The organism is Mucilaginibacter gilvus (genome assembly GCF_004054195.1).
Lineage (GTDB): Bacteria > Bacteroidota > Bacteroidia > Sphingobacteriales > Sphingobacteriaceae > Mucilaginibacter > Mucilaginibacter gilvus.
This window is the reverse complement of the sequence record NZ_SBIW01000016.1, coordinates 1-383: the sequence shown is the minus strand read 5'-3', so window position 1 is coordinate 383 and position 383 is coordinate 1. Positions and strand designations below refer to the sequence as shown.

General features: G+C 53.8%; 1 protein-coding gene. It reads left to right on the top strand.

The features are described from left to right. Positions 1-375: lipocalin/fatty-acid binding family protein (locus tag EPL05_RS21700; protein WP_134240087.1), on the top strand; the 375-nt coding region annotated here is incomplete at its 5' end. Between the last annotated feature and the right edge of the window lie 8 nt (positions 376-383).

Here is a 383-nt window from a genome sequence, read left to right as displayed (position 1 = left end):
GGGAAATATCAGCTGGAGAGTCAGGAGGGATTCGTGGAGTTCATGAAGGCCATCGGTCTTCCTGATGATCTGATTGAGAAAGGCAAAGACATCAAGAGCGTCTCTGAGATCGAGCAGAACGGAGATCACTTCAAAGTGACCGTGACGACCGGAGCCAAAGTTCTGACCAACGCCTTCACCATCGGACAGGAGGCCGACATCGAGACGCTGACCGGAGAGAAAGTCAAGGCTGTCGTGAGCAAAGAGGGAAACAAGCTGAAGGTCGTCCTGAACAAAATCACGTCGGTCACGGAGCTCGTGGACGGGAACACGCTGGTCAATACGCTGACTCTGGGAAACCTCGTCTACAAGAGGACCAGCAAACGCGTGGCGTGAACACAGAC